General features: G+C 65.6%; 23 protein-coding genes. 6 read left to right on the top strand and 17 right to left on the bottom strand.

Annotation, left to right across the window (positions count from 1 at the left end):
- Both ACQR2C_RS07130 and ACQR2C_RS07125 read right to left on the bottom strand, forming a co-directional pair.
- Nucleotides 1-579: a hypothetical protein gene (locus tag ACQR2C_RS07130; RefSeq protein WP_434880809.1), complete on the bottom strand. Its 579-nt coding sequence runs from the start codon at nucleotides 577-579 to the stop codon at nucleotides 1-3.
- On the bottom strand, nucleotides 576-1223 hold the full coding sequence (locus ACQR2C_RS07125; protein WP_434880808.1) for an AAA family ATPase: 648 nt from the start codon (nucleotides 1221-1223) through the stop codon (nucleotides 576-578). Before ACQR2C_RS07125 ends, ACQR2C_RS07130 begins: the two co-directional genes overlap by 4 nt.
- Nucleotides 1224-1448: 225 nt before the next feature.
- Between ACQR2C_RS07125 and recQ the strand changes: the two genes are divergently transcribed.
- Nucleotides 1449-3254: a DNA helicase RecQ gene (recQ, locus tag ACQR2C_RS07120; protein ID WP_434880807.1), complete on the top strand. Its 1806-nt coding sequence runs from the start codon at nucleotides 1449-1451 to the stop codon at nucleotides 3252-3254.
- Between the two features lie 87 nt (nucleotides 3255-3341).
- On the opposite strand, the gene ACQR2C_RS07115 is transcribed toward recQ, so the two are convergent.
- The 4 genes from ACQR2C_RS07115 to ACQR2C_RS07100 all read right to left on the bottom strand — a co-directional run bounded on the left by ACQR2C_RS07115 (nucleotide 3342) and on the right by ACQR2C_RS07100 (nucleotide 6758).
- Nucleotides 3342-4244 carry an HlyD family efflux transporter periplasmic adaptor subunit gene (locus ACQR2C_RS07115; RefSeq protein WP_434880806.1) on the bottom strand — a complete coding sequence of 301 codons (903 nt, stop codon included), beginning with the start codon at nucleotides 4242-4244 and terminating at the stop codon, nucleotides 3342-3344.
- A gap of 202 nt (nucleotides 4245-4446) precedes the next feature.
- Nucleotides 4447-5013: a cytochrome b gene (locus ACQR2C_RS07110; protein WP_315804979.1), complete on the bottom strand. Its 567-nt coding sequence runs from the start codon at nucleotides 5011-5013 to the stop codon at nucleotides 4447-4449.
- 81 nt (nucleotides 5014-5094) lie between these two features.
- The gene (locus tag ACQR2C_RS07105) at nucleotides 5095-6003 is read right to left on the bottom strand and encodes a sigma-70 family RNA polymerase sigma factor (RefSeq protein WP_316182723.1); all 909 of its coding nucleotides are present in this window, start codon (nucleotides 6001-6003) and stop codon (nucleotides 5095-5097) included.
- Nucleotides 6000-6758, bottom strand: coding sequence for an SDR family oxidoreductase (locus tag ACQR2C_RS07100; RefSeq protein WP_316239063.1), 759 nt, complete (start codon nucleotides 6756-6758; stop codon nucleotides 6000-6002). The genes ACQR2C_RS07105 and ACQR2C_RS07100 overlap by 4 nt, the downstream gene beginning before the upstream one ends.
- A 143-nt stretch (nucleotides 6759-6901) precedes the next feature.
- On the opposite strand from ACQR2C_RS07100, the gene ACQR2C_RS07095 reads away from it, so the two are divergent.
- Nucleotides 6902-8107 (top strand): M20/M25/M40 family metallo-hydrolase, encoded by a 1206-nt coding sequence (locus tag ACQR2C_RS07095; protein ID WP_315804982.1) that lies wholly within the window; start codon nucleotides 6902-6904, stop codon nucleotides 8105-8107.
- A gap of 710 nt (nucleotides 8108-8817) precedes the next feature.
- A complete protein-coding gene (locus tag ACQR2C_RS07090) occupies nucleotides 8818-9423 on the top strand; it encodes a GNAT family N-acetyltransferase (RefSeq protein WP_434839088.1) in 606 nt (201 codons plus the stop codon).
- A gap of 179 nt (nucleotides 9424-9602) precedes the next feature.
- On the opposite strand, the gene ACQR2C_RS07085 is transcribed toward ACQR2C_RS07090, so the two are convergent.
- Complete coding sequence (locus ACQR2C_RS07085) at nucleotides 9603-9755, bottom strand: hypothetical protein (protein ID WP_315804983.1); 153 nt, start codon at nucleotides 9753-9755, stop codon at nucleotides 9603-9605.
- A 416-nt stretch (nucleotides 9756-10171) separates the two neighbouring features.
- Here ACQR2C_RS07085 and ACQR2C_RS07080 point away from each other — a divergent pair, with 416 nt between their 5' ends.
- Nucleotides 10172-10549, top strand: a complete 378-nt coding sequence (locus ACQR2C_RS07080) for a hypothetical protein (RefSeq protein WP_315804984.1) — start codon at nucleotides 10172-10174, stop codon at nucleotides 10547-10549.
- A 271-nt stretch (nucleotides 10550-10820) separates the two neighbouring features.
- Here the strand turns inward: ACQR2C_RS07080 and ACQR2C_RS07075 are convergent, their stop codons facing one another.
- The 3 genes from ACQR2C_RS07075 to ACQR2C_RS07065 all read right to left on the bottom strand — a co-directional run bounded on the left by ACQR2C_RS07075 (nucleotide 10821) and on the right by ACQR2C_RS07065 (nucleotide 12548).
- Nucleotides 10821-11276 carry an RbsD/FucU family protein gene (locus ACQR2C_RS07075; RefSeq protein WP_434839057.1) on the bottom strand — a complete coding sequence of 152 codons (456 nt, stop codon included), beginning with the start codon at nucleotides 11274-11276 and terminating at the stop codon, nucleotides 10821-10823.
- Between the two features lie 69 nt (nucleotides 11277-11345).
- The gene (locus ACQR2C_RS07070; RefSeq protein WP_434839056.1) at nucleotides 11346-11684 is read right to left on the bottom strand and encodes a hypothetical protein; all 339 of its coding nucleotides are present in this window, start codon (nucleotides 11682-11684) and stop codon (nucleotides 11346-11348) included.
- Nucleotides 11685-11900: 216 nt separating this feature from the next.
- On the bottom strand, nucleotides 11901-12548 hold the full coding sequence (locus tag ACQR2C_RS07065) for a hypothetical protein (protein ID WP_315804987.1): 648 nt from the start codon (nucleotides 12546-12548) through the stop codon (nucleotides 11901-11903).
- A 171-nt stretch (nucleotides 12549-12719) separates the two neighbouring features.
- On the opposite strand from ACQR2C_RS07065, the gene ACQR2C_RS07060 reads away from it, so the two are divergent.
- Both ACQR2C_RS07060 and ACQR2C_RS07055 read left to right on the top strand, forming a co-directional pair.
- Complete coding sequence (locus ACQR2C_RS07060; protein WP_434839055.1) at nucleotides 12720-13457, top strand: hypothetical protein; 738 nt, start codon at nucleotides 12720-12722, stop codon at nucleotides 13455-13457.
- Between the two features lie 24 nt (nucleotides 13458-13481).
- Complete coding sequence (locus ACQR2C_RS07055) at nucleotides 13482-15062, top strand: endonuclease/exonuclease/phosphatase family protein (RefSeq protein WP_434839054.1); 1581 nt, start codon at nucleotides 13482-13484, stop codon at nucleotides 15060-15062.
- A 163-nt stretch (nucleotides 15063-15225) separates the two neighbouring features.
- On the opposite strand, the gene ACQR2C_RS07050 is transcribed toward ACQR2C_RS07055, so the two are convergent.
- From ACQR2C_RS07050 to ACQR2C_RS07020, 7 genes are all read right to left on the bottom strand, one after another.
- Nucleotides 15226-16236, bottom strand: coding sequence for an ABC transporter ATP-binding protein (locus ACQR2C_RS07050; RefSeq protein WP_315805006.1), 1011 nt, complete (start codon nucleotides 16234-16236; stop codon nucleotides 15226-15228).
- Nucleotides 16233-17228, bottom strand: coding sequence for an ABC transporter ATP-binding protein (locus tag ACQR2C_RS07045; RefSeq protein WP_434880805.1), 996 nt, complete (start codon nucleotides 17226-17228; stop codon nucleotides 16233-16235). Before ACQR2C_RS07045 ends, ACQR2C_RS07050 begins: the two co-directional genes overlap by 4 nt.
- Nucleotides 17228-18133 carry an ABC transporter permease gene (locus ACQR2C_RS07040; RefSeq protein ID WP_434880804.1) on the bottom strand — a complete coding sequence of 302 codons (906 nt, stop codon included), beginning with the start codon at nucleotides 18131-18133 and terminating at the stop codon, nucleotides 17228-17230. The genes ACQR2C_RS07045 and ACQR2C_RS07040 overlap by 1 nt, the downstream gene beginning before the upstream one ends.
- Complete coding sequence (locus tag ACQR2C_RS07035; RefSeq protein ID WP_434880803.1) at nucleotides 18130-19110, bottom strand: ABC transporter permease; 981 nt, start codon at nucleotides 19108-19110, stop codon at nucleotides 18130-18132. Before ACQR2C_RS07035 ends, ACQR2C_RS07040 begins: the two co-directional genes overlap by 4 nt.
- 50 nt (nucleotides 19111-19160) lie before the next feature.
- Nucleotides 19161-20756, bottom strand: coding sequence for an ABC transporter substrate-binding protein (locus ACQR2C_RS07030; RefSeq protein ID WP_434880802.1), 1596 nt, complete (start codon nucleotides 20754-20756; stop codon nucleotides 19161-19163).
- 80 nt (nucleotides 20757-20836) lie between these two features.
- Nucleotides 20837-21778: a CobW family GTP-binding protein gene (locus ACQR2C_RS07025; protein WP_434880801.1), complete on the bottom strand. Its 942-nt coding sequence runs from the start codon at nucleotides 21776-21778 to the stop codon at nucleotides 20837-20839.
- A complete protein-coding gene (locus ACQR2C_RS07020; protein WP_434880800.1) occupies nucleotides 21775-23421 on the bottom strand; it encodes an amidohydrolase in 1647 nt (548 codons plus the stop codon). Before ACQR2C_RS07020 ends, ACQR2C_RS07025 begins: the two co-directional genes overlap by 4 nt.
- Nucleotides 23422-23495: the final 74 nt, after the last annotated feature.

The raw sequence follows: 23495 nt of genomic DNA, 5'->3' as shown, positions 1-23495 counted from the left end.
TCACGCGCCGAGGTCGGCAAGGCTGCCGCCCTGCTCGAAATGATCGAGGAAGATGCCGCCGAGCACGCGCGTGGTGGTCATCGCCGTCAGCGAGAACACCGCGATCCCGTACAGGTTGGCGCCGGGCACCACACGACTCAGCGCCGCCGTGGTCAGGCCGCCCGCCACCACAGGCGCCGCAGCCGCCATCAGGCTGGCAACCATCGGGCGCGCCTGATCGTATTGGAACGGCACGCTGTACTCCTCGGCGAGCTTCTTCAGCATATGCAGCACGATCAGCCCGACCCCGACGGGGCCGGCGAAGGGAATCGGGATCAGCCCACCCGCGGCGGCATAGGCGGCATAGCGCTCGACGATCAGCTGGCCGCGCTGCCGGTGCGGCGGCACGACCGCCGACGACACGCCGGGCACCAGCGCCGGCGCGATCACCTCGTCGACCGGGTCCGAACCGGCATCCGCAGGCGCGGCCTTGGCGTTCGCGCTCTTGCCCTCCGCGACCGCAGCGTCGTTGCCATCAGCGCCGGTGCCGCGCATCTCCCCCATGGTCCGGCCGACCGCTTTCGGCAGCTTGCGGCTCATGCCGCGGCCTCCTGGAGGAACAGACGATCGATCTCGTCGGCGATCGCTGCGATGTCCTGCGCCGCGCGCCCGCCCTCGTCGATCAGCTCCGGCGTCGCGCCATACAGCGCGGCTTCCGGATAGGCGACGCGGTTCTGCATCTCGCTGTCGAGCAGCGGAAAACCGGCCTTCATGATCTCCACGCGAATGTGCTTGGCGATCACCGACTCCCGCGTCGTCTGCGTCAGCAGGCAACGGAACAGCGGCCGCCAGCCCTTGATGCCGTTGACCAGGATCGCAAGCGTGTCGAGCATGGCATCGACATCCAGCGGCGACGGCTTCACCGGAACGATCACGAGATCGGCAGCGGCCAAGGCGCCGAGCGTCGAGGGCGTGCGGAACCCCGGCGTGTCGATGATCACCAGCGCCGATTTTGCGAGCTCCTTGGCGGTGCGCCAAACGCCTTCGGTGGCATCCTCGACGACGCGCAGGCCGGCGAGCGCACGCTCCCGCTCGGCGAGCCGCACCACCGATCGCTGCGGATCGGCATCGACCAGCACCACCCTGCGCCCGGCGAGGTGCCAATGCACCGCTAGGCAGGTCGCGACCGTACTCTTGCCGCTCCCACCCTTCAGCGTGGCCAGCGTGATGATCCGATTGGTCATGTCAGCTCACCCCGGGAGCCCATGCGCGTATCAGGATAGGAGCATAATGCGATGCAAGTCGATTCTGCCATAACTCCTCGGCTTGTCCAACGCGCCCCCTGCCGCTGTCCCCCGCCCCATGCATCGCCTGGCCGAAATGCGCGCCAACGGGCAGCTTTCGCTTGACGGCGGCGGGCTGCGACGGGACTTATCCAGTCCCTCCGTCCGTCGAAGAAGTGCGTTGCCATGGCCGCCGATCCGCTCTCGATCCTCAAGACCGTGTTCGGCTATGACAGTTTTCGCGGACGGCAGCGCGACATCGTCGAGCACGTGATCGCCGGCCATAACGCCTTCGTGCTGATGCCAACCGGCGGCGGCAAGTCGTTGTGCTACCAGATTCCGGCGCTGGCGCGTCCCGGCCTCGGGCTGATCATCTCGCCGCTGATCGCGCTGATGGAGGACCAGGTCGCGGCGCTCCGGCAAGCCGGCGTGAAGGCCGCGGCGCTCAACTCGCGGCTCTGGGGCGCGGAGAAGGATCTGCTGTGGCAGGACATCGAGCGCGGCGAGCTCGACCTGCTCTACATGGCGCCGGAGACGCTGCTCAAGGCGGAGAACCTCGAGCGCCTCAAGACCGCACGACTGTCGCTGATCGCGATCGACGAGGCGCATTGCGTTTCGCAATGGGGCCATGATTTCCGGCCTGAATACCGCGCCCTCGACTGCCTCGCCGGGCTGTTCCCCACCATACCGCGCATCGCGCTCACCGCCACGGCCGATGCGCCGACCCGCGCCGAGATCGTCGAGCATCTCGCCATCGGCGACGGCAACAGCTTCATCGCCGGCTTCGACCGGCCGAACATCCGCTATGGCGCGGCCGAGAAGGTCAACAGCATGCAGCAGATGCTGGCCTTCCTCAAATCGCGCGAGGGCGAGAGCGGTATCGTCTATTGTCTGTCGAAGCGCAAGACCGAGGAGGTCGCGGCCTCGCTCAGCGATCACGGCTTCCCGGCGCTGCCCTATCATGCCGGCATGGAGATGAAGGCGCGGGAGAAGAATCAGCGCCGCTTCCAGCTCGAGCAGGGCCTGATCATGGTTGCCACCATCGCCTTCGGCATGGGCATCGACAAGCCCGACGTGCGCTTCGTTGTTCATGCCGACCTGCCCTCCAGCATCGAGGCCTACTATCAGGAGACCGGCCGCGCCGGGCGCGACGGCCTGCCCTCCGAGACTCTGATGCTGTACGGCGCCGAGGACATCGCGCTGCGCCGCCGCTTCATCGACGAGTCCGACGCGCCCGATGCGCGCAAGCGCACCGAGCGCCGCAAGCTCGATGCGCTGCTCGGCTTCGCCGAGACCTGCCAGTGCCGCCGCCAGGTGCTGCTGCGCTATTTCGGCGACGATTGCGCGCCGTGCGGCAATTGCGATATCTGCCTCGATCCGCCGGAGACCTTCGACGGCACCATCGCCGCGCAGAAGCTCCTGTCCTGCATCCACCGCACCGGAGAGCGCTTCGGCCAGGCGCATGTCGTCGCGGTGCTGCTCGGCGAGAGCGACGAGCGCATCGAGCGGCTCGGCCATGACAAGCTCTCGACCTTCGGCATCGGCAAGGAGCACGATCGCAACGCCTGGCGCTCGATCGTCCGCCAGCTCGTCGCCCACGGCCTGATCAGCGTCGACGTCGCCGGCCATGGCGGCCTGTCGATCTCGCCCGAAGGCCGCCAGTTCCTGCGCGACAGGCCGCAGCTCAGCCTGCGCGTGCTGAAGAAGGCGAAGCGCGACCGCAAGGCCCGGGAGCGGCAGACTGCCGCGGCGTTTCCCGACATCGATCGCGACCTGTTCGACAAGCTGCGCGTGCGGCGGATGGAGCTCGCCAAGGCGCAGAACGTCCCGCCCTACGTCATCTTCCACGACAAGACGCTGGCCGAGATGGCGGCCCGCCATCCACGCTCCGTCGCGGAGCTCGCCAGCATCCCCGGCGCCGGCACGGTCAAGCTCGCGCGCTACGGCGAGGCCTTCGTGGCGGTCATCAACGCGCATGATGCGGGCGATTGAGACCGGCGGCACGTTCGCTGGGCGCGCGCAAGGTCCCTCTCTACCAAGTTCACGGCGGCATTCGAGGTTGCGCAGGGATGGTCATGGTCAGATGCGCCGCTGCATCGACGCGGGTTGGAGATCCTGCTCGCAGCGACAGCTCTTCCGCGCCCTCTCCCGCAGGATCTGCGAAACCATCCGCTCCGTCCCGGTCAGGCCAGTCAGGATCGTCGCACCGACCGCCATGCCCGATCTCAATCCGGTGGGCATCGCCGCCCTCGGCAGGCGGATCTTCAGCGCGATCCGGTCCTCGTCGTCCGAGCCGGACGACGCGCCGATCAGCTCGGCGTCCGCAACATGTCCATACAGCCGGATGGAAGGCAGGCCCGGCACGTCGATCGTGACCGCCTGTCCGATCGCGACATAGGTGATCTCGGAGACCGCGAGGGCAGCGATGATATCGGGCTCGCCCGGCGTGACCACGGCCATCAACGACCGATCTGCCGTCACGACGTCCCCGACATGAAGACCGCTTGCGGCCACGACGCCGGCGACGGGAGCGATGACGTCGTTCAGCGCGACCGTCGCGGCGCGCTCGTCCCGGTGCTCGATCCGTGCCAGAACCTGTCCCGCAACGATCTCCTGATTGTCGGTCACGAGCAGGTCCCTGACCCGGCCGGACACCGCCGACCTGACCGGGACTTCGTTCATCCTGACATAGGCGTCATCGGTGTGGACGAGATACTGGCCGACGGTCACATATTCGACCATCCATGGCAGCGCGACGAGCATTCCGATCATCAGGCCGAGCCCGGCGAGCGGCCACAGCGCACGTCCAGCGGCCCCCCTGGGTGTGGCGCGCGGGTCCGCCGGCGAACGCTCCTTATGCACAATGCCCGGCCGGAATCCGCCCGGCGCTTGCTGTCCGTCCACCGTTCGCTCCTCACGACCACGGCATCGGGCGCGTTTGCTGCCTCGGCGCCGTCCTCGTGACGTGAGGGTCGCGCCCACCGGATGCTCGTGACGCCGATGTGGCGGCTCGCAGGCCGGTTGATAATGGCGCCTGGACCGAATTGGGTCTTCAATTTCTCGAAACAATGCCCGCATCGACGGCACCGCGACGCCACCTCACAGCTCGACACGAGACGGCTCTGACGGCCGCGGCGGAAGCGACCGGTGCAATCCATGATTTCCGACAGGCGTGTCGCCTTCCCTAATCGTCCGAGTGAGGCAGCATGCGAAGCAGCGTCCGGTCCCGGAAGATCCAGTGATGGATCAGCGCGGCGGCCGCATGCATTGCGGCCACGATGACAAGGGTGTGGGCGAGAATTTCATGCACTTCCTTGACGTTGTGAGCAAACGCGCGATCCTTGGGCCAGGGCGACGCGATCTCGGCGATGCCAAACAGCGGCAAGGACTCGCCGCGCGCAAACTGCAACACGATGCCAATGACGGGCACGGCAAAGAGCAGCGCATAGAGAACGTAGTGCGCGAAACGCGCGGCCGGATCCTGCCACTTTCCCATCCATGTGGCGAATTCGGTCGCTTCCGGCGGCGGAGATGGGTCGGCCAGCCGCCAAGCCAGGCGCACCACCAGAAGCATGAGGATCGCGATCCCGGCCGTCACATGGACGAGCAGGCCGGACTCGCGCGGCGCGCCCTTGGGCAGCACGTCACCGAACACCCCAAGCGCCCAGGCGACGGCCACGAGAACGACCGTGAGCCAATGCAGCGTCTGCGGAATCGCGCCGTAGTCCCTCGTCGAGTTGAAGAGCTGCATCTCAGACCTCTGTTAACAAAAGATGCTCCTGGCGCGGCCGTCCCTCGTTGATGTGGATCAAGCCCTTGCAGGTCTGGGTGCTCAGACCGGCGGGACGAGTGCCAGCTCTGCATCGGCCATGACATAGCGGACGTAGCGGTAGTCGCGGATGAAGCTGATCTTGCCGTCGCGCCAGCTCAGCCACATGAAGTAGCTGGGCTGCGGATCGCCCGGGCGTTCGAACACGGCGATCACTTCCCGGCCCTCCAGCCGGGCCGGCGCCAGCCAGACGCCGTCCATCCCGGCATAGATGCTGAAGAACATCCCGACATCGGCCGAGCCGACACGGACGGGATGAGTGGACTGGTGCAGTTTGACGTCGTGCGCCAGCAGCGCACGCAGGCCGTCCCAATCACGCCGGTTGAACAGGCTGACATAGCGTGTCACCGCATCGGAGGCGGGTCTCGCCGCCGGCCGTGCCTCGGCCAGAGCGTTGATCTCGGAGAGCCGCGCCCGGGCGCGGGCGAGATGCGCCTTCACCGAGTCCACCGTCAGGCCGAGCAGCGCCGCGATGTCGGCGAGCGGCTCGTCGAGCACGTCCTTCAGAACGAGGACGCTGCGCTGAGTGATCGGAAGCTCCGCGAAGCGCGACACCGCGGTCCGCACCGCCTCCTCGCGCATCATCATCTCCATGGCATCGGGCACGGTGTCGTCGGCGACGCCGTCGGCCGCCTCCATCGGTTCGGCAGCCCGGATCACACGGCTGCGCAGCAAGTCGAGCGCCCGGTTGTGCGCGACCCGGAACAGCCAGGCGCGCAGCATCGCGACGTCGCGCATCTCGTTCACCGCGACGAGCGCTTTTGTCAGTGTGTCCTGCACGACGTCCTCGCCGTCGATCACCGAGCCCATCAGGCGCGCGCAATAGCGATGCAGCTCCGGCCGCAGCTGCTCCGCCAGGGCCACGAGCTCGGCGCTGCGCACGCCGGGCGAAGCATGTCCGCCGTCACTCAAGCTGCCGCTCCTTCCATCACCGTCACGCCGTCGTCGCCGTTCAGACCGAACACGACACCATCGGCGAAGCGCTGGTCCTCCAGCACGGAGACGACGCGGTCGCCGAACGCGCGCGGCGGCATCGGCGCGCCGAAACGGGCGACGAACGCTTCCGGCGTAATGCCCATCGCGCCCGCATAGGCGCCCGCGGCCGTATCCCCCACTCCCGTGCCGAGGATCATCATGCGCGGCACGATCGCCTGGAAGCGGATGCCGAGCCTGTCGTCCTGCGACACGCCGTTGGCGTATTTCGCCATGAACCAGAGCATGCGCTTGGCGCCGCCATAGCCGCCTGACATCTGTGAACCGCCCACCGCCGCGCCGCTCGATCCGACCAGGACGCGGCTTCCTGATTTCAGGGGGAGCTTGAGCGCCGCCTGGATCCAGTACAAGCCCGCCTTGACGTCCGTGTCCCAGGCGATCGAAAAATCCTCCCACCTCAGCCGATCCAGCCGGTCCATGTGCGGCGTCGTTCCGGCGTTCAAGACCAGGATGTCGGGGCGGATATCGCCGACGATGCGATGCGCGGCGGCCTCGTCGGTGACGTCGGCCGCGATCGTGGCCACGCCGAGGCGGGCGGCGACGGCATTCAACGCGCCGGTTCCGCGCGCGACGACGGTCACCTTGGCGCCGCGATCGACGAGGGCCTCCACGACTCCCAGGCCAAGGCCGCGGCTTCCGCCGGTGACGACGATCGTCTTGTCTTTCAGGCTCATGATGATGCTCCAATGTCGAGATGACATGAAGACGATCGAGGCATCGGAAAAGAGTCAGGCGGCGAAACCAATGCGAGCCCTCTTGCGCAACCGGCCGCCCGGCTGGATGCTCCGGGCACATCGTTCATCATGGGAATCGCTTCATGTCCGTCGACACCGCCGCCGCCACCGATCGTCTGATGCGTTTTCTCGCCGTGCAGGGCGTGACCGGACAGGAAAAGGCGATCGGGCGCGAGATCATGGCGGCGCTGAAGCAGGCGGGGGTCCCGGCCAAGGCGATGCGGCTCGATGATGCCAACACCCGGATTCCGCTGCCGACCGAGACCGGCAACCTGATCGTCGAGCTGCCCGGCCGCGGCACGATGCACAACCAGCCGCGCGTCATGTTCATGACCCACATGGACACCGTGCCGCTGTGCGCCGGCGCGCAGCCGAAGATCTCCGGCCGCAAGATCGTCAATCAGGCCAGGACCGCGCTCGGCGGCGACAATCGCTGCGGCTGCGGCATTCTCGTCACCCTCGCGGCCGAGCTGATCCGCGAGAGGCTCGATCATCCGCCGATCACCCTGCTGTTCTGCGTGCGCGAGGAGAGCGGGCTCTATGGCGCGCGGCACGTCAACACCGACGACCTCGGCGGGCCCGAGATGGCGTTCAACTTCGACGGCAGCTCCGCCTCCGCCGTCACGATCGGGGCTGTCGGTGCCGACCGCTGGGAGGTCGAGATCTTCGGACGCGCCTCGCATGCCGGCGTCGCGCCTGAGCGCGGCATCAGCGCCACCATGATCCTGGCGCTCGCGCTCGCCGACGTCAAAGCCGGCGGCTGGTTCGGCAAGGTGGTGAAGGGCAAGGGCAAGGCCGCGAGGCTTGGCACCAGCAATGTCGGCCCGGTCACCGGCGGCGAAGGCCGCCCCGCGGGCGACGCCACCAACGTCGTGACCGACTACGTCCACGTCCGCGGCGAATGCCGCAGCCACGATGCCAAATTCATCCGCGAGATCACCAAGGCCTACAAGACGGCTTTCGAGAAGGCGGCCAAGCAGGTCACCAACAGCGAGGGCAAGTCCGGCCGCGTCAAGTTCAAGGCCGAGACCGACTATCATCCGTTCCGGATGAAGGAGACCCTGCCCGTCGTCAAGCGCGCCACCGCGGCCGTCGCCGACATCGGCGCCACGCCGACCTTGCGCGCCGGCAATGGCGGCCTCGACGCCAACTGGATGGTCCGCCACGGCATCCCGACCGTGACCTTCGGCACCGGCCAGAACGAGCCGCACACGACAGACGAATGGATCAACCTCGACGAATACGACCGCGCCTGCGCGCTGGCGCTGCGGCTCGCGACGATGGGCTGACACGACGCCGATGCAGGAAGCCTGCGCAACGCCGGCGCGGGACATCGTCACCACCACTTCCCTCCTTCGGGCGATCGATCTGCAGACAAGGCCGAGCGATCTCGCGGCGGCGTACGCCCGAGTTTTGCATGGAGTTGACCTCTCCTACGAAGAAGAGGCGCAGGGAAGACCGGGTATCGGCTGATACCCGCGGTCCGCGTGCAACAAGAAGCACGCGGCAGAACCACAGGTTCAGCCCAATATCCGGCCTTCCCTGCGCGACGGTTTGACAGCTTATACGAGCTCTCCCCGGGGAACGGCTGTCTTGCCCCCGTCGCCTGCGGATCATCACCGCCGGCTTGGCATCAGCACCGCGATGCCAGGACCACACGATTTCGCCGTCGCGTCGCTCCGTTCGTCGGCTCGGCTGTGACACCAGGCTGCGGAGCAACACGCCCATCGCATCTTCCGGCTCGACGCTCGTGACGATCGCGAAACGTCCCTCTTCAGCGAGCCGGGATGTCCGGAAATGTGGAGGTGATTTGCCCGACGTGACAAGGGAGAAGTCCGCGACAAACTGGCACGACGGCCAGTTGGCGCATGGAGGGCATGCGAGGATTGCCCGTCGTGCACATCGGCCGGATCCGCACGCCTGCCGGCGGGCAAACTGCGCTTGCGCCTGGCGCGACCAGACGATTCCGTTCGGCCCATGTCAGACGGCGGTAAGCTTGATGACGTTCACATCACGTGGCGCAGGTCGCATAGGCAGCTTATTGGAGCGAGGAGAGCCTTTGACTCATGACATCGGCGAGAGCCGCGTGACACTCGAGATCGCGGACAACCGGAATCTGCAGGGCTTCAAGAGAGAGTTGCAGGAGGCCTTCTCGGCCGCCGTGATGGACGAGGTCGGCTCGGTCCCGGACCAATCGATCCCCTCCGACGACGACATCGAACAGTCAGTCAACGCGGCGGGCGCCGTGACATATCAAATCCTGTTGGACGGCACACCCGTCGGCGGCGCCGTCCTGACCATCGATCCAATCTCGCATCACAATTCGCTCGATCTGTTCTACATCTCGATCCGGCAGCATGGCCGCGGCATCGGGCAAAGGGCCTGGCACGCGATCGAGGCGCGCTATCCGGACACCAAGGTGTGGCAGACGTTCACGCCCTATTTCGAGAAGCGCAACATTCATTTCTATGTCAACAAATGCGGCTTCAAGATCGTCGAGTACTACAACGCCTACAACCCGCTGCCGCACCAGCCGCCGCTGCAAGGCATGCCTGACGACGGCGACTTCTTCCGCTTCGAAAAGCTCATGCAGGACGGTCGGTGAGCGGATGGAGCACGTTGGCGCTGAGCGATCGATCAGTTGTCTTGCGCACGGTATTTCGTCCGTCAACGCATGCTTTGCGTGGGGGCCGCCGGTGTTGCGGCGACCCGTCGCTTCATCCTCACGGCGCAGGCAAGCGGGCCGGTGCATCTGTTCATGGACGAGCGCTCGTGGTCGGGTCGTCAGCTCTTTCGCTCGAGCGTCGAGACGACTTCGTAGAGGCCAGGGTCGGCCTGGCCGAAAGCGTTGTTGCCCTGGATCAGGCCGCGCGCCATGAGGTGCTCGATGACGCGCGCTGCGGCGTCTTGATCCACGCTTTGCGCGTAGTTCACCACGCGCGTCCCATCCAGGCTGCGATGCAGGCTCGCTGATATCCACCCGTCCACCTTTCGAGCCGCTTCGGCGGCCCTTGCGAGACGGTCGATCAGTGGCTCCTGCTGACGCCGGAGACGTAACGTCGAGGTTCCAGGAAGTCAATCCGCCGACAGACCCACCTCCACGGCGATTCGACGACGCGCACAAGTTCGGTCGGCGACCCGGAACTCCAAAGGGCAGCAGCGGTTCTAATGCGGTGGACCCTGACATTCACTTTGGGAGCGCCGCTGGCACCTGAAGCGAAGTCGGATCCAGCACGGCAACTGATCATCCGTCTACCGGCATGCCCCGCTTCTGACAGTCGTCAACAGTTCTCGGCAGAGCCGGACACCTCAAGACATCCGCCGATCACGGCGCACTTCACTGGAGGCCTGACATGTCGACCAAGAAATCTCTGCTCGGCCGCACGGCCGCAATCGCTTCATTGACTGCACTCGCGATCGGCGCCTTGACCCCGACCAGCGCCGACGCTCGGAATGGGCGCTGGCACGGCGGTGGTGGCGCTGCCGTCGGCGCGGCGCTGGCGGCCGGAGCCATCGGCACCGGTCTTGCGATCGCCGCAAGCCGCGACGCCTATGATTACTACGATGGTCCGGTCTATGGCGGCCCGGCCTATTACGAGGCTCCCGCCTACTATGGCGTGAACCCCCACGCCTATGGCTACTACCGCAAGGGCGAATACCCCTATCAGGTCTATGGCGGCGACAGCCCGAACGCGGTCTGCGCGCAGGGCACGACCTGGAATTGCCGCTGAGGCCGCTTCTGATTGAAACCTCGGCGCGGCACCGGGCGAGGTCTCGTGGCGCTCGCCCGGCGCTGGCCTCCCTTTTCTGCCGTCGTGACCAGTCCCGTAGCCGCCATGAGCGCAGCGACATGCAAGACCGACCTCTCGCCGGGTCGATTCCCCCGACGCCCATTGAGCCGCGGCGGGCGCGACGCGTCGAACGCGAGGCGGATGACCGATCGCGACCTACCGGCATGCACACCCCTGCCCAGATGCGGCGCGCCAGCCGGCATCGTGATCGCTATGCGCCATCCAGCGGAATGACGCCCTTGCTGAAGATGAAGCAGCCGTAGAACCGGCGCTCGCCGGTCGCGATCACGCAGTAGGCGCTCTTGGCCATTTCATAGAATGCGTAGCGCTCGACGCCGACCAGCGGCCACGGCCTGCCTTCGGCGCTGTTCGTCACCGCCTGGACCTCCTGCTGCACCGGCGCCACCTCCTCCGGCTTGCCGACGACCTCCATCCGGATGGCGGCATCTTCGATGAAGGTGTCGAGCGGAAGAACCGACAGCACCGCCTGGACGGCCCTGGCCGCACTCACATTGTCGATGCGCAGCAACTCGCCGAAGACGGTCTGCCGCGCGATCGCATCCGCCGGAAAGTTGGTGTCGCAGATCACGAGACGGTCGCCATGCCCCATCGCTCTGAGCGCGTAGAGCACGTCGGCATTGAGCAGCGGATCGATCCCCTTGAGCATGTGGTCTCCCTGTCAGTCTTCATGGACGGACCATGTCGGTAGTTGCGACCGCAGCCATCGCATTTCGGGCTACGCTCGCCCCTCGCCGACCAGCCGAAGATCGATGCTGCCAATCAGGTCCGCGCGCAGCGCTTCAGCGGCAGCCATCGCCGCCATGGTCTGTCGCAAGGTGCTCACGTTCGATCCGAGCGAAACGATGCCGCCGAGCACCGCGGCAATCGCCCCGAGGACGACGACCGCATTGGACCCGAGCAGGCCTAGTACCGCCCCGAGCAGCAATGCGGCGCCGCCGGATATCACGATCTTCGAGGCCAGGATGATCTTTCGACACCGCTCGGCCATTTCGGCAAGCTGTTCGATCCGCCGCTCGATGAGGGAGATTTGATCGCTCTGGTCGTCCTCATCCATCAGACCAACTGTTCTCCACGGTGTTTGCTTTGGGCTAATTCCGTCCCGCCCACCAACGTACGGCCATTGACTGGACATTCCAAGAGATGGTTTGCAGCGGTGAGGAATCGACCTTGATGAAGCTCGCGATCATCCGACATGGTACGGTGTTGGATCACGCCAACACATGACATTTGGCTTTGCCACGGCGCGACCAAGGCGAGGAGGCTCTCGAGGCTAGGCCGGCACGGGAACCCCGGCCTTCTTCTCCAGCGCCGCCACCCGGTCGCGAAGGCTGCGGATCTCCGCGACCAGGTCGAGGACGTCCGGCGCGGGTTGATGCCCGATCATCCCGACATGGGTCGTGGTCACACGAATGGTCGACGAGTTGATCTCCATGCTGGTGTGGGAACTCGCAACTGGACCCGGTTGCAGTGCAGGCGTTGCGGGGACTGCGATCGTAACGCCACCGGCCACAATTCCGTCAGGAGCGGCAACGGTTTTCTCGAACCGCGCGGCGCCTTTGACGGTCACGTCTTCGAGTTTCGCAGCACCGTGAATCGAAACGCCCCCCGCGTAATGCTTGCCATCGTTGAGAACAAGTTCGTCTGCCTGGGAGTGCGAGAGCGCCGCGCGCGCCGCCGGGGGCACCTTCGGGCTCTGGAGCTGCACCGTCTCGACGTTGCATACCATCATCGCTCGCCCCAGCCAGGCCGGAGCCAGCAAGAGACGCCCCGCGTGGGCCTCCGCGCCGTCAAACTCGATTCTGAGCATGCCGGGATAGCCCTGCGCGTCGACGGGAATCCTGACGTTGCCGCTCTGCAGCACAGTCGTTGATCCTTCCAGGATGACCGACGTGTCGGTGAGTTTGATGTCGCTCGTCATGTTCGCCGCCTCCCGTTGAAGATGTAACTTAAAATATCGTCAACTCGGCCGCCGCGGGTTGATTCACGTCAACGCTCCATCGGCTGGCGCCTGCGACCGTTAGCTATCAAGTAGGATGTTCTGGCGCGTGACAGGCCGCGCTTAGAACATGCGAACTGGCGGGGTCTTGAAATGCCCAATGATCTGCACACCGTCCTGAGCGGCATTCACGGATTGAAGGTCGACGCAGTCGAGAGGTCGGTTCCGGCCTGCGCGGACCATGCCTTTGCCTGGGCAGGCAAGCTGCTCGCCGCCCCCCATCCTCGCGCCCGCGCCGATTTCGGCTCGGCTCATCAGCGGGCCTGGCTCGATGCCATGAGCAATCTAAGTGCATGGAAGACACGGCAGATCGATCTGAACCTGCCGGCATCGGAGAAGCTGCTGATTGTCGGATGGTACTTCCCGGAGCTCGCGAGCCTGCTCGGCACTGCAGAAAAAAAGCGTGTGATCGTTCTGGTCTCGAATGATGCTCCCTGGCTCTCCGAGCTGAAGGACGCAGGCACCACACTGAACTTCCGGGCCGAAGGCGGTGCGGCGGCGCTCGCCGCGTACATGCGCGAAGGCCGCAACGTGTTCGCGATGATGGACAACATTCATCCGGGCACCGAGTTCATCCGCAGCCCATTCTTCGGGCGCCCCGCCAAGACCCCGGCCGCCATTCTGAGGCTTGCGATCCGCAACGGCTACACGCTGGCGCTGATAGCGCCCAGGGACAACCGTGTGGAGGTGGTGGCGACACTGCCCACCGCCGGCAAGCAGCCGGAGGATCTCGCTGCCTGGGTGAACCAGAAGATCGAACAGGAGGTCAGACGGGCGCCGGAACGCTGGCTGTCCTGGCCGACGCTCGCCTACCGCTTCCAGGCAAGCTGATTCACCAGTCAGGAGGACGCGCGCATGCCCACCACGTCGTTCAATCAGCTCGCGCAGCAGGCCGACGCACTTCACCCGCCGCAGTCGCTGCACAGCCTCTTGTCCAGGCTGCGCTACCCCGGAGCGGCACCGGGAACGACCCTGCCGACGGCTTCGTTCGCCGACGCAGCTTGGCGCCTGTCGGGCCCCTCCACGACACGAATTTCATTCTTGCACTACAACATCTGGTGCCTGCGCGCGAAGATCGGACTGAAGGAGATCGTCGCCGCTGCCGGGGGAGTGGGCCACTTCGCGGCTTGTCTCGGGGTCTCGTCGGCCGAGTTCATCGGCAAGGCACTGGAGATGGTCGGGGCCGACATCGGAGATGTCTGCGACCGCATCTTCCCACCGATCGTGGAAGTCTGCGGCGTTTCCGTCAACCCGCTGAACGATGCCTGCAAGCTGGCGGGCGACTGCCTCTCGCTCGGCGGATACATCATCGAACATCTCAGTTCCGACCTCGACTGGCTGATAAGCCTCTTCTCGATCCCGGAGGAGGTCGTATTCGAGCTGCTGATGCAGATGGTCGAGCCGGTACTTGGCGTGTTCGAAGTGAGCGCCATGGAGAAGCCGGTTATCCCCGAGCGCGCCGACGAAATCGGCCGGAGGGTGTTCGCCTACGACCTCGTATCGCTGGTCGAGGCTTGGGACCAGGATACGAGGGATAAGATCCTGGCACATGGCACCGCGCAGCATGTCGAGGGACCGACCGGCTCCCTCGCCTACAAGCAGCTGCAGAGTGGGATTCTCGTACTCAGCCCGACGCGGACGATCGAGAATGGCGGCGGGCATGTCTATGCCGCGGACGGCGTGTCGCGAGTCATGCCCGGCGGATGCGAGATGAGCTACATGTTCGATTCCGACAAATGGGCGAACAAGGGGGTGCAGCTCACGCGTATCCCGGTTGGCTTTGGTGCGATCGAGCTATATTCGACGCATGTTTATGCCGGCGACGGCGGCCTTCTGTCGCCCGGCCCGACCGACGCGGAGAAGATCGACGTCAGGCGCAGGCAGATTGACGAGTTGATTGCCTTCATCAAGGCGACGCACCTTCCATCCAACGTGGCCATTGTCGCCGGAGATTTCAACATCGGCGCGGACACCGACGAATACCACAATCTGGTCGCGGCGATGGAGCAGGCCGGCTTTTATGACCTGTGGACCGTCCCGTTCGATACGATGAAAAGCGATGGTTTGACCGACCGTCACGGCGAGGGCGACGAGCCGATCTACAACGACTTCAATACCAACTGTAAGGTCTATCGCGCCAGCGAGGCATATCGGCAAGCCTACGATCCGGCCCTTGCCACGCCAACGATGTCGGACGATGTCGATTACTACTGCGACGACATGCAGCCGGACGACGCGAATCCCACCGGATCCAGGATCGACTACCTGTTCATGGAACGTGCGACTGCATTTCACGGCTTCAATCTCGACGTCTCGCGTGTGCGCCGGCGCGCTTTCAAGTCACGCATTCGCTGGGTCGTCACCCCCGGCCCGCAGGACTATCTCTCGGACCACATCGGATTGGAGACGACTTTGTTCGCCAGCCCAAGGCACTGACCCAAGATGCGTTTCGGCGGAAGCGCATCATGATCTCATCCCTTTGTTGGAGCATGATCTCCGCGGAAAACATATTTTTGATTTTCCGAATTACACTCCAGCTGGAGCCGAGCAGGCTCGCGTGCGCCGAGCTGATATCGCGCGATTGCACGGCCCGCTTGTCTCAGGGCAGCTCGGCAGCACGGTGGCACGCAACGTAATGATGTGATCCGATCGCATCCAGAACGGGGAGCCGCTGCGAGCATTCGTCGATCGCCATCGGGCAGCGCTGCGCGAAACGGCAGCCGGGCGGCGGGTCGACCGGGCTCGGCGGATCGCCCTTGACGAGATAGCGGCGCTTCAGGTCCTCACGCATCGGGCCGGGCGGCGCGGCGGCCGCAATCAGCGACCACGTATAGGGATGACGGGGCGCGGCGAAGATGTCGGCCGCCGGCGCCTGCTCGACGATCTTGCCGAGATACATCACCGCGACCTCATCGCAGAATTTCTGGATCACGCCGAGATCGTGCGAGATGAAAATGTAAGTGAGATCACGCTCGCGCTGCAGCCGCTTCAACAGATTGAGGATCTGCGCCTGGATCGCCACGTCGAGCGCGGACACCGCCTCGTCGCAGACGATCAGGTCGGGCTCCGGCGCCATCGCCCGAGCGATGCACAAACGCTGGCGCTGGCCGCCGGAAAACTGATGCGGAAACAGGTCGGCGGCTTGCGGCGGCAATCCAACCTCGGCCAGCAGCCTGCGCACCCGCTCGTCGCGCTCGCTGCGCGTCCCGATTCCGAGCAGATCGAGGGGCTCGCGGATCTGATCGCCCGCGCGGCGGCGCGGATTGAGCGCCGAGAACGGGTCCTGGAACACGATCTGCAGATGCCGCCGCACCTCGCGCAGCGGCTGGCCGGTGAGGCCCGCAATGTCGCGGTTGCCGAACACGATCTGGCCGGATGTCGCCGGCACCAGCCGCATCACGGCCTGCGCGGTGGTCGACTTGCCCGAGCCGCTCTCGCCGACGATGCCGAAGGTGGTGCCGCGGCGAACGCGAAAGCTGACGCCGTCGACCGCGTGCACGAAGGACGGCTTGCCATGGCGGCGGCCGGCCGGAAAATGCACGACGAGGTCGTTGACGTCGAGCAGCACCTCTTGGGCGCCTGTCCCGCGGATGGCTTCCGCCATGCTCATGCCGCGATCTCCGTCCTGCGCCAACACGACACGGCGTGCCCCGGGGCAATCGGCTCGAGCGCAGGCTGCAGCTTCGCACGGCAGATGTCGCGGGCCAGCGCGCATCTTGCGAGAAAGGCGCAATCGGCACCGCGCGCGCCGAGTGGCGGCACCATGCCGGGGATCTCGCCGAGATCGACCCAGGGCCGCGGCGGCTCGCCAAGGGCGAGGTGCGGAACACAGTTCAGCAGACCCCGCGTATAGGGATGACGCGGCGTTGTCGCGATCGCGTCCGCGGCCCCCGCCTCGATGCAGCGTCCGGCATAGAGCACCAGCATCTCGTCCGCGAGCTCTGCGACCGCGCCGAGATCGTGGGTAATCAGCAGGATCGCCGTGCCGGTGCTGCGTTGCAGCTCGGCCAGCAGGTCGAAGATCTGCGCCTGCACGGTCACGTCGAGCGCGGTGGTCGGCTCGTCGGCGATCAGCAGCTTCGGCCGCCCGGCCAGCGCCATCGCGATCATCACGCGCTGGCGCATGCCTCCCGAGAGCTGGTGAGGATAGGCATCGATCCGCTGCCCGGCCGCGGGAATCTGCACGGCGCGGAGCAGCTCGATGGCGCGCGAGCGCGCCGCCGCGCAATCGAGCCCCTGGTGCCAGCGCAGCACCTCTCCGATCTGATCACCCACGGTAAACAGTGGATTGAGCGCCGTCATCGGCTCCTGGAAGATCATCGACATGGCGCTGCCGCGCAGGCTCCGCATCTCCTTCGGCGGCAACGCCAGGACGTCCCTGCCCTCCAGCACGATGCGGCCGGAGGTGATGACGAAATCCTCCGGCAGCAGCCGCATCAGGGCCAGCGCCGTCATGCTCTTGCCGCAGCCGGATTCACCGACCAGCGCCAGGGTCCGCCCCGGTGCGACCGTGAACGACAGGTTCTCGATCACCGGGACGAGGCGGCCGGCCCCGTTGCGCATGCTGACGTTGAGATCATCCACTTCGAGCAGCGCACTCATCACGACCTCCGCCGCAGACGCGGATTGATCGCGTCGTTGAGACCGTCGCCGACCAGGCTGATCGCGAGCACCGCAAGGAAGATCGCCGCTCCCGGGAACATCACCGCCCACCAGGCATCGAGAATGTAGTTGCGGTTCTGGCCCAGCATCAGTCCCCAGCTCATGACGTTCGGGTCGCCCAGACCCAGGAAGCTCAGCCCGCCCTCGAACAGGATCGCGACGCCGATCGCCAGCGTCGCCGACACGATCACCGCGGGCAGCGCATTGGGCAGCAGCACGCGCAGGATCAAGTTCGCGTTGGAGGCGCCCGCCGCGCGCGACGCCTTGACAAAATCGAGATCGCGCAGCCGCATGAATTCCGCCCGCGTCAGCCGCGCCACAGAGGTCCAGCTCACGCCGCCGATCGCAAGCGTGATCGTGGTCAGCTTCGGCCCGAACAGTGTCACCAGCACCATCGCGAACAGCAATGGCGGCAGGATCTGGAAGAACTCGGTGATCTTGACCATGGTGGCATCGATCGCACCGCCGAAAAAGCCGCCGACCGCGCCGATGACGAGCCCGATCGCGATCGTGATGAGCGCCGCGACGGCGCCGACGGCGAGCGTCGCGCGCCCACCATGGATGAGGCCGGCCAGGACGTCGCGTCCGAGATAGTCGGTGCCGAACCAGGCATCGGCATCCGGCGGCATGAACGGGGCGCCGACGAGATCGAGCGGATCGACTGGATAGAGCGATGGCCCGACCACGGCCACCAGAATGATCAGGATCAGCATGCAGGCGCCGGCGACGCCCGACGGGCTCTTAATGAACTGCCGCAGCGCCAGGCGGCCCGGCGACGCGGCGGTTCGCGCGGGCAGATCGGCCGGCGACGTCGACACCTGCGAGGTGCTCTCGATCACCGTCATCGCCGTCCTGTCCGGATTCGCGGGTCAACGAGGCGGTAGACCACGTCAGTTAGAATGTTGGCGGTCATCACCATCAGCGCAGAGAAGAACAGCACCGCCATTAGGGTCGGATAGTCGCGACGCAGGATGGAATCGAACACGAGCCGGCCCATGCCGGGCCAGCTGAACACGGTCTCGACCAGCACGGCGCCGGCGAACAGATTGCCGAACTGATGGCCGGCGACGGTGACGATCGGGATCAGCGTATTGCGCAACGCGTGTTTGCCGACGACCAGCCATTCCGGGAGCCCCTTGGCACGGGCGGTTCTGACATAGTCGGCCGACAGCGCCTCGATCATGTTCACCCGCGCCAGCCGGCTGTATTGCGCGATGAACACGAGCGCGAGCGTCAGCGAAGGCAACACCAGATGGCGGCCGACATCGAGCGCGTAGGCGAAGCCCTGCTTGGGATTCACCACGTCGGTCATTCCGACCACGGGGAGGATCGGCCATACCGAGCCGAACAGCAGCAGCAACATCAGCCCGGTCCAGAAGATCGGCGCGGCATAGCCCGCCAGCGAGACCACGGTGACGGCGTGGCTGATGGGGCCGTTCGGCCGCCGCGCGCTGACCACCCCGAGCAATGTGCCGATCGCGAGCGCTCCAGACAAGGCGCAAAGGGTCAGATAGAGCGTTGCCGGAAGCCGCTGCAGGATCAGTCCGAGCACGGGCTGGTTGAAGTAGTAGGAGTAGCCGAAATCGCCGACGGCGACGTTCGCGAGATAGATGGACAGCTGCTGCAACAGGCTCTGGTCGAGGCCGTATTTGGCCCGCAGTGCCGCGACGACCTCCGCCGATGCGCCGCCCATCTCGCCGGCGATCACCTGGACGGGATCGCCGGGAGCAAGATGGATCAGGCAGAAGTTGAGCACCAGCACGGCGATCAGCAGCGCGACAGCATTGATGATCTGCCGGGCCAGATGGGTGGCGAATGCCATGGTGCAGCAAGTCTCCTCGTGGCTCTCACGAAACCGGGGATAGCTCCGCCTCAGGTCTTCGGCGGCGTTTCCCAGTAGAGCTCGTCGAGCGGCGACATCATGCCCCAGATCGAGTTCGGGAGATTGCCGAGCCCCTTGGCGAAGGCATTGTAGTACGGGCTGACGTTGATGAAGTAGATCGGCACATCCGAGACGACGATCTTCTGGAACTCCGAGTACAGCGCCTTGCGCTTCTCGGGCGAGGTTTCGACCGCCGCCGCCTGCAACAGCTCGTCCACCTTGGGATTGGAGTATTGCTGCGTGTTCGACCAGATGACGCCCTTGCGGATGTTCGACGTCAGATAGGTGCGGTTGACGCCGATCACCGGGTCACCCCAGTTGTAGACGGTGTCCATGGTGAGGTCGAAATCGAAGTTCGAGACGCGCTGCGCCCAGGTCGGGAAATCCGGCGCGGCGCGCACCTCGAGATTGATGCCGACCCGCTTGAGCTGCGAGCGCAGGTACTCGGCGACGTTGCGCTGTTGCTCGTCGCCGCCCGGAATGTAGTCGATGGTCAGCGAGAAGCGCGAGCCGTCCGCCCCCTTGGCGTAGCCGGCAGCATCCAGCAGCGCGGCCGATTTGGCGTAGTCGACCTTGTAGGGTTCGACGGCGGCTTCGGCGAGCGGCGAATCCGGTGCGATTGGCCCCAGCGACGGCGTGGCCTTGCCGCCCATCAGCTTGGAGACGATGAAGTCGCGATTGGCCGCATAGGCGATGGCCTGGCGCACGCGGACATCATCGAGCGGCTTCTTTTTGGTATTGAAGGCAAGCCAGTTGAGCGGGCCGACGCCCGCCATGCCCTTGTCGGTCACGACAAGGTTCGGCGACTTTTGCAGACGATCGATGTCGCGCGCGCCTGCGATGAAGGGAAACGCGTTGAAATCGCCGCGTTCCAGCGAGACGACGGCCGCATTCTGATCCGACACCAGCCTGACCACGATCTTGTCGAGCTTGGGCCGGCCAGGGATGAAGAACTTGTCGAATTTCTCCAGCGTGTAGTATTCGCCCTGCTTGTACTCGGTCAGCTTGAACGGGCCGGACCCGATCGGCTTCAGATTGGCCGGATGCGTCTTGAGGTCCTGGCCGTCGCCATAGATGTGCTTGGGAAGGATCGGCATCAGCGCCGGCGACATCGCCAGGAGCAGCGACGGGCTCGGGTTTTTCAGACGGAGGATGGCGGTCGCGGGATCAGGCGTCTCGACCTTGTCGACCGCCGCCAGCATCGTCTGGAACGGATGGTTGGCCTTGATGGCCATGATCGAAAACGCGACGTCCTCGGACGTCACGGGGTGGCCGTCGTGGAAGACGGCGTCCTTCACCAAGTGAAGCGTGACTGAAAGCCCGTCAGCCGCGACCTCCCAGGACTGCGCCAGATAAGGTTGCGGATTCCACTTGTCGTCATAGCGCAGCGGGCTCGCGAAGATCTGGGCGGTCGGCATGGCCGTCGCCATGCCCGACTGCACGGCGCCGTTGAAATGCCGCGGCACCTGCGTGGTCGCGACCACCAAGGTGTTGCTGCCGGATGACTGCGCCTGCGCCGCGGGGGATGCGGCCGTGGCCGCGACGAGACCGAGAGCTCCGAGCACAAAATGTCGTCTGATCAACATGGCTATCCCGCTTCCTGATTCACGACCGGGTGGATGATGAGAAACTGGCTGGTGGTCCAATGAGCTCTGATGTCATCGCGTCACGCTGCGGTAGACAAAGCACGGTCGAGGATCGCGTCGAGCTCGTGATCCGATGGCAGATCCGCGGTCCCCACGCCGGCGAGCGTGATCGTCTCGGCCGCCGTGGCGCCATCCTCGGCCGGCGTCAGCGACCAGTTGCGTGACACCAGTTGGAACACCTGTGCGCGGCCGTCGCCGTCGACCCCGCAGATTCCCTTCAGCCGCAGCAATTCGCGCGGCAGGGCGCCCACCGCGGCGGCCAGCCTGTCGCGGTCGAAACGCCCGGCGCGCTGATAGGTCCAGCGACGGAAGTCGTTCTCGTGGTCGACCGTCTCCGCGACCAGATCGGCGCGGAAACGCGCCGCCCGCCCCCGCCCGAAGACCGCCTGATGCACAGGCGTCAGGGTCGACAATTGTTCGATCGGCACATTCGGCCGGATGGCGCCGATGGCGGCGCACGCCGCCTTGCGCTGGCTCTCGCTGGCCAGATCGCATCTGCTCAGCAGCACCACGTCGCATTTGGCGAACTGATTGCGGATGGTCTCGCCGATGTGCCGGTCCTCGCACTGCACCGTGATGCGGGTTGCATCGGCCAGCACGACGACGCCGTCGAGCTGCAGCGACGGCTCGACCAGCGCGATCTCCGCGATGCGCCAGGGATCGCCGACGCCGCTGGCCTCGATCACCACGCGATCGAAGCGCCCGATATCGTCGAGCAGCCGCGCCAGCGTATCGAGAAAGCCCGTCCCGATGCTGCAGCAGACGCAGCCATTGGAGAGCGACATCGTCGTGCCGTCGTGGCTGCGGATCAGCGCGGCATCAACATTGATCTCGCCGAAATCGTTCACCAGCACGGCGCAGCGCTCGGTGCTAGCCGACAGCAGACGGTTGAGCAGCGTCGTCTTTCCGGCGCCGAGAAAGCCGCCGATCACGGTGAACGGAATGGGCGCGGATGCCGTCATGCGCGCGGCGCTTCCTTGACGATGCCGCCGACGACAGTGCCCCAGACCGCAACGTCCTTCAATGTCTCCGGCGCGACCGTCAATGGATCCTGCTCCAGGACCGCGAAGTCCGCGTACTTGCCGGTCTCGATACTGCCGATGAGATGATCGAGCTTGAGCGTGTAGGCTGCGCCGATCGTGATGGCGTTCAGCGCCTGCGCCACGCTCAGCGCCTCGGTCTCGGCGCCGAGCTTGCGGCCCGACGAGGAGACGCGGTTCACGGCGCACCACGCGGTGAACAGCGGCGACAGCGGTGTGACCGGCGCATCTGAGTGGATCGAGTAGGGAACGCCGATCCGCTGTGCCGTGCCTGTCGCATCGAGGCGGTTCGCCCGCTCTGGTCCCATCGTCAGCTCGTAGTGGGAATCGCCCCAGTAGAAGACGTGATTGGCAAACAGGTTGACGCAAAGACCGAGCGCCTTCATGCGGCGGAACTGCGCGGCGTCGGCCATCTGGCAGTGCTGCAGCGTGTGGCGATGATCCAGCCGCGGGTGAGCGGTCTGCGCCTTTTCCACGGCGTCCAGCGCAAGCTCGGTCGCCTCGTCGCCATTGGTGTGGATGTGAAGCTGGATGCCGGCCTTGTGGTAGAGCTCGACCAGGCGCGGCAGCTCCTCCGGCGCGATGTACCAGAGGCCGTTCGGCGCGCCGTTGTGATATCCAGGCCACCGTAGGCGGGCCGTGAAGCCCTGGATCGACCCGTCGACGACCAGCTTGACAATGCCGTAATGCAGCTTGTCGTTGCCGGACTCGCGCAGCGCCGCGATCTTTTCGATGGCCTTGTCCGGAGGATGCGTGGCCGAGGCCAGCGCCGGTACCAGGCGCACACCGAACTCCGCCTGCTGCGTCGCGGAGCGATAAAGGTCCAACGTGTTGTCGGTGAGATCGTTGTGCAGATCGGTGATCGTGGTGACGCCCTGCACGCAGGCCGATGACGCGTAGCGCTGCACGTCGGACATGGTCAGCAGCTCCGACAGCGGATTGCCCACCAAGCGGAACGCCCGCAACCGGGCTGCGATACCCTGCAGTTCGCCGCTGGCCAGACCGCCGGCTCCGGCGACGACACCGGAGATGTCGGTGGCATGCAGAAGCTGCGTGCGCTCCAGCACCAGCGTGTTGACCACACTGATATGGAAGCTGGCGTGGATCACCATGATCGGCCGCGTCGTCGAGACCCGGTCCAGTGCTTCGCGCGTCAGCTTCTCACCACCGATATGCAGCGGATCGAAACCCCATGCGAACAGCGTTGCGTTCGGATCAGCCATGCCGGCTTCGGCCTCGCGGAGGCGTGCCACGATCGCATCGATGTTGGGAACGCCGGCGACCGCCCTGCCCTCCGGCGAGCGCCGTTCGAAGGCCCCGACATAGGGCAGCGACCACATCATGCCTTCCATGATGTGGCTGTGGCCCTCGACGAACCCAGGTAACAGCACCTTGTCGCGGAAGCGCGTGTCGATCCGACCATCAGGAGCGAATTGCGCGATCTCCGCTTCACTGCCAACGGCAACGATCCGCCCCTCCCGCACCGCAACGTGCGTCGCAAACGGGCGTGACGGATTCATCGTCACGATCCTGCGGGCCGCGTAGACGACGGTATCTGAGCTCACCGCGAACTCCCTCAACTTCCCAAGCCGTTGTCGAAACCTGCGGTGTCGGATGGGTCCAGGCCAGCGCCAGATGC

Origin of the sequence: Bradyrhizobium sp. HKCCYLRH3061, assembly GCF_051168015.1 — a bacterium.
GTDB lineage: Bacteria > Pseudomonadota > Alphaproteobacteria > Rhizobiales > Xanthobacteraceae > Bradyrhizobium.
This window is presented reverse-complemented; position numbering and strand designations above follow the sequence as displayed.

Coding starts and splice junctions, on each gene's coding strand:
- ACQR2C_RS07130 (WP_434880809.1), bottom strand. CDS start 579: ATGAGCCGCAAGCTGCCGAAAGCGGTCGGCCGGACCATGGGGGAGATG.
- ACQR2C_RS07125 (WP_434880808.1), bottom strand. CDS start 1,223: ATGACCAATCGGATCATCACGCTGGCCACGCTGAAGGGTGGGAGCGGC.
- recQ (WP_434880807.1), top strand. CDS start 1,449: ATGGCCGCCGATCCGCTCTCGATCCTCAAGACCGTGTTCGGCTATGAC.
- ACQR2C_RS07110 (WP_315804979.1), bottom strand. CDS start 5,013: ATGCAGCTCTTCAACTCGACGAGGGACTACGGCGCGATTCCGCAGACG.
- ACQR2C_RS07100 (WP_316239063.1), bottom strand. CDS start 6,758: ATGAGCCTGAAAGACAAGACGATCGTCGTCACCGGCGGAAGCCGCGGC.
- ACQR2C_RS07095 (WP_315804982.1), top strand. CDS start 6,902: ATGTCCGTCGACACCGCCGCCGCCACCGATCGTCTGATGCGTTTTCTC.
- ACQR2C_RS07090 (WP_434839088.1), top strand. CDS start 8,818: ATGACGTTCACATCACGTGGCGCAGGTCGCATAGGCAGCTTATTGGAG.
- ACQR2C_RS07080 (WP_315804984.1), top strand. CDS start 10,172: ATGTCGACCAAGAAATCTCTGCTCGGCCGCACGGCCGCAATCGCTTCA.
- ACQR2C_RS07075 (WP_434839057.1), bottom strand. CDS start 11,276: ATGCTCAAGGGGATCGATCCGCTGCTCAATGCCGACGTGCTCTACGCG.
- ACQR2C_RS07070 (WP_434839056.1), bottom strand. CDS start 11,684: ATGGATGAGGACGACCAGAGCGATCAAATCTCCCTCATCGAGCGGCGG.
- ACQR2C_RS07065 (WP_315804987.1), bottom strand. CDS start 12,548: ATGACGAGCGACATCAAACTCACCGACACGTCGGTCATCCTGGAAGGA.
- ACQR2C_RS07060 (WP_434839055.1), top strand. CDS start 12,720: ATGCCCAATGATCTGCACACCGTCCTGAGCGGCATTCACGGATTGAAG.
- ACQR2C_RS07055 (WP_434839054.1), top strand. CDS start 13,482: ATGCCCACCACGTCGTTCAATCAGCTCGCGCAGCAGGCCGACGCACTT.
- ACQR2C_RS07050 (WP_315805006.1), bottom strand. CDS start 16,236: ATGAGCATGGCGGAAGCCATCCGCGGGACAGGCGCCCAAGAGGTGCTG.
- ACQR2C_RS07045 (WP_434880805.1), bottom strand. CDS start 17,228: ATGAGTGCGCTGCTCGAAGTGGATGATCTCAACGTCAGCATGCGCAAC.
- ACQR2C_RS07040 (WP_434880804.1), bottom strand. CDS start 18,133: ATGACGGTGATCGAGAGCACCTCGCAGGTGTCGACGTCGCCGGCCGAT.
- ACQR2C_RS07035 (WP_434880803.1), bottom strand. CDS start 19,110: ATGGCATTCGCCACCCATCTGGCCCGGCAGATCATCAATGCTGTCGCG.
- ACQR2C_RS07030 (WP_434880802.1), bottom strand. CDS start 20,756: ATGTTGATCAGACGACATTTTGTGCTCGGAGCTCTCGGTCTCGTCGCG.
- ACQR2C_RS07025 (WP_434880801.1), bottom strand. CDS start 21,778: ATGACGGCATCCGCGCCCATTCCGTTCACCGTGATCGGCGGCTTTCTC.